Source organism: Xanthomonas sp. SHU 308 (genome assembly GCF_000364645.1).
GTDB classification, from domain to species: domain Bacteria; phylum Pseudomonadota; class Gammaproteobacteria; order Xanthomonadales; family Xanthomonadaceae; genus Xanthomonas_A; species Xanthomonas_A sontii.
In genome coordinates, this window is record NZ_AQOK01000036.1 from 1 (window position 1) to 3,567 (window position 3,567).

Sequence of the window (3,567 nt, forward strand, 5' to 3'; positions counted from 1 at the left end):
CGCGACGCCGGCGCCAGCAGTCGTTCCGGCCGCGGCTGCGGCCGCGGTCGCCGAACCGGAAATGGCGATGGTGCCGCCGCTGGCGCCGCCGCCGCGCACCCACGCCGCCGTGTCCGATACGCCGCGCGCGCTGCACAGTGCCGAGGACTGGCTGGAACTGGTCGCCGATTGCGGCCTGAGCGGCCCCTCGCGGCAGCTCGCCGCCAATGCCGCCTTCGTCAGTCATGCCGAGGGCGTGCTGCGGTTGTCGCTGTCGCCGGGCTTCGAGTACCTGCAGTCGGAACGCTCGCTGGGCGAACTGGCCGCGGCGTTGGCCGATGCGCTGGGCCAGCGGCCGAAGATCGTCATCGAAAGCGGCATCGCGGTCGATGCCGAAACCCTGCATGAGCGCTCGCACCGGCAACGCGGCGAGCGCCAGAACGCGGCCGAGACCGCGTTCATGAACGACCCGGCGGTGCAGGCGCTGATCCAGCAGCAAGGCGCGCGGGTCGTCCCCGATTCCATCCGTCCCTACGATGAGTGAACCACGATGCGCGGCAATATCGCCCAACTGATGCAACAGGCGCAGAAGATGCAGGAAAACCTGCAGCGCGCCCAGGAAGAACTGGCCAAGCTGGAAGTCACCGGCAGCGCCGGCGGCGGCATGGTCAACGTGACCCTGACCGGCGCCAAGGAGTGCCGCAAGGTGCGGATCGATCCGAGCATCCTGGCCGACCAGGAAATGGCCGAGGATCTGATCGCGGCTGCGTTCAACGATGCGTCCAACAAGATCGATGCCGAATCCAAGGCGCGCATGGGCGCGGCCACCGCCGGCATGCCGATCCCGCCGGGCATGAAGCTGCCGTTCTGAGTTGCCGGGATTGGGGATTCGGGATTGGGGATTCGCGGTTTTTCGCGAGTGCGCTGCCCTTCCTGCTTCGGTGAATTCCTCTGGCAGGAGCGGCTTCAGCCGCGACCGGTCAGGTCAAGCCGTCGCGGCTGAAGCCGCTCCTACGAAAACATCGCGTGACAGCGATGTTTCTTTTACGAATCCCCAATCCCTACTCCCGAATCCCCAACCACAATGAGCTCGCCGCTGCTCGAACAACTGATCGATGCGTTCCGCGTGTTGCCTGGCGTCGGCCAGAAGACTGCGCAGCGCATGGCGTATCACGTGCTCGAGCGCGAGCGCGAGGGTGGGCAGCGGCTGGCCGAGCGGCTGCACGAGGCGATCGAGCGCATCGGTCATTGCGCGCAATGCCGCGATTTCAGCGAGACCGAGGTCTGCGCGATCTGCGCCAGTCCCGCGCGCGACCGCCAGCAGCTGTGCGCGGTGGAGTCGCCGGCCGACCGGCTGGCGATCGAGCACGCCACCGGCTACCGCGGGCTGTACTTCATCCTGCAGGGCCGGCTGTCGCCGCTGGACGGCATCGGCCCGCGCGAGCTGGGCCTGGACCGGCTGGCCGCGCGGCTGGCGCAGGGCGAGGTAGCCGAGCTGATCATCGCCACCAACTCCACGGTCGAGGGCGAGGCCACCGCGCATTACCTGGCGCAGCTGGCGCGCCAGCACGGTGTGCGGCCGAGCCGGTTGGCGCAGGGCCTGCCGCTCGGCGGCGAGCTGGAGTACGTGGATCGCGGCACGCTGTCGCACGCCTTCGGCAGCCGCAGCGAAGTGCCGCGCACCGGCACCGGCGAATAACCGCCGCACGCGGCTGCGGTGCGACGCCGAATTGGGCTATAACGGCGGCCCCTTCTTTCGTTCCGGGCGCGCTCCATGGACACCATCTTCGGCAAGATCATCCGTCGCGAAATTCCGGCCAGCATCGTCTACGAGGACGACGCCGTGCTCGGCTTCAAGGACATCGCGCCGCAGGCGCCGGTGCATGTGCTCTTCATCCCCAAGCAGGTGGAGATTCCGACCCTGGACGACCTGGCGCCGGAGCAGGCGACCCTGGTCGGCCGGCTGGTGCTGGCCGCGGCCAGCTACGCGCGCGAGCAGGGCCTGGCCCAGGACGGCTACCGGGTGGTGATCAACTGCCGCGAGCACGCCGGGCAGACCGTGTTCCATCTGCACCTGCATCTGCTCGCCGGCGCGCCGCTGGGGCGCTTCGGTACGCCCTGAGCAGCGGCTGGCGCGAACGTGCAGGCATAAAAAAACGCCGCTGGATCAGCGGCGTTTTTCGTTGCGGCAGAAACGCAGGGCTTACCACCAGCCCCAGCGCGGACCCCACGGGCCCCACGGGCCGCCCCAGGGGCCGTACGGATAGGCGGGCACCACTTCGACCTGGCGCACCACCGGCCACAGGTACACCACGTCCGCGTCCATCTTCGGCAGGCGGTAGTCGTACTCGCCGATGCGGGTGTTGTCGTAGCCGGACACGTGGCCGATGAAGGTCACCTCGCGGCCGGGCTCGAACACCGCCGGGTCGTAGAAGCCGGCGCGGCAGGCGATGAAACGGCCATCGCTGGCGTCGGCGGCATCGCTGTCCGGACGGCCGCTGGCATTGAGCGGGCGCGACAGCATCTGGAAGCAGGTCTGGCCCTGGCCGGGCGTGGTCTTGATGATCTTGCCGCCCCAACGCACCGGCGCGCCGGCCTGCTGGCCGGCGACCGAGTCGCGCGGGCTGACGGGCGCGAACTGGCCCTGCAGCGGCTTGGGGGCGGTGGCGCAGGCGCCGAGCGCCAACGCAGCGATCACGGGGAACAGCAGGCGAATCTTCATCGGGATGCTCCAGTGGGCGGACGGTGCCTGCGCAGGTCGCGCAACAATGAAGCGCTGTCCGAATCAGCGCCAGCGTAGCGCGCATCGGCGAAACGCCGGCTGAGCGGAATCAGGCTCGCATCGCCGGTTTCCCGCTGTACGCGCGCCGCCCACGCCAGGGCCGGTTCGTGCGGTTCGCGGCCCTGGCCACGCCGGGCGTAGCGCCAGCCCAGCGCCCGCCAGGCCCGCAGCAGCGGATCGCGTTCGCGCTCGCCGCGGGCCAGCCACCAGGCCATCGCACCCAGCAGCAGCACCGCGAACCCGGCGAACAGGGCCACCAGTTGGCCGGGATCCAACTTCGGTACGCCGAACTGACTGAGCAGGCGTTGCTGGCGGTTGGCGTCGAAGGACAGCACCAGGTCGTTCCAGCCGCGTCGTGCCCAGTCGGCGAGGTCGCGCCAGTGCCAGTCTGCGCCGCCGCCCTGCGCGCCGGCATCGCTGCCCAGACGGTCCTCCAGGGTGTCGTAGATGCGTTCCGGCGCCACCGCCGCGGTCGGGTCCACCCGCACCCAGCCGCGTTGCGGCAGCCACACCTCGGCCCAGGCGTGTGCGTCCATGCGCCGCACCACCCAGTAGTCGCCGAACGCATTGCGGGTGCCGCCGGCATAGCCGGTGACCACGCGCGCAGGAATGCCGGCGCCGCGCATCAGCACCACGAACGCCGAACTGAAGTGCTGGCAGAACCCGGCCTTCTGCTGGAACAGGAACTCGTCCACGCCGTCGCGGCCGGGCAGCGGCGTCTCCAGGGTGTAGGCGAAGTCGCGGCGAATCCATTGCAGGGCGCGGGCGACGATCGCCGCATCGTCGGCGCCGGCCTGCTGCCGCCA

6 protein-coding genes are annotated in these 3,567 nt (G+C 69.9%); 4 read left to right on the plus strand and 2 right to left on the minus strand.

Going from position 1 to position 3,567, the window contains the following annotated elements; genetic code table 11:
• The 4 genes from D588_RS23785 to D588_RS0101895 form a co-directional block, all read left to right on the plus strand.
• Positions 1 to 523 (plus strand): DNA polymerase III subunit gamma/tau C-terminal domain-containing protein (locus D588_RS23785; protein ID WP_232764195.1); only part of this gene is annotated, 523 nt, incomplete at its 5' end.
• 6 nt (positions 524 to 529) lie between these two features.
• Positions 530 to 850 (plus strand): YbaB/EbfC family nucleoid-associated protein, encoded by a 321-nt coding sequence (locus D588_RS0101885; protein ID WP_017909282.1) that lies wholly within the window; start codon positions 530 to 532, stop codon positions 848 to 850.
• A 213-nt stretch (positions 851 to 1,063) separates the two neighbouring features.
• Complete coding sequence (gene recR / locus D588_RS0101890; protein WP_017909283.1) at positions 1,064 to 1,678, plus strand: recombination mediator RecR; 615 nt, start codon at positions 1,064 to 1,066, stop codon at positions 1,676 to 1,678.
• A 75-nt stretch (positions 1,679 to 1,753) separates the two neighbouring features.
• On the plus strand, positions 1,754 to 2,101 hold the full coding sequence (locus tag D588_RS0101895; RefSeq protein WP_010342491.1) for a histidine triad nucleotide-binding protein: 348 nt from the start codon (positions 1,754 to 1,756) through the stop codon (positions 2,099 to 2,101).
• Between the two features lie 81 nt (positions 2,102 to 2,182).
• Here D588_RS0101895 and D588_RS0101900 read toward each other — a convergent pair whose 3' ends face one another.
• Together D588_RS0101900 and D588_RS0101905 are read right to left on the minus strand one after the other, a co-directional pair.
• Positions 2,183 to 2,701, minus strand: a complete 519-nt coding sequence (locus D588_RS0101900; protein WP_017914772.1) for a Slp family lipoprotein — start codon at positions 2,699 to 2,701, stop codon at positions 2,183 to 2,185.
• The coding region (locus D588_RS0101905; RefSeq protein WP_017914773.1) for a transglutaminase-like domain-containing protein at positions 2,698 to 3,567 on the minus strand (870 nt) is incomplete at its 5' end. The genes D588_RS0101905 and D588_RS0101900, both read right to left, overlap by 4 nt.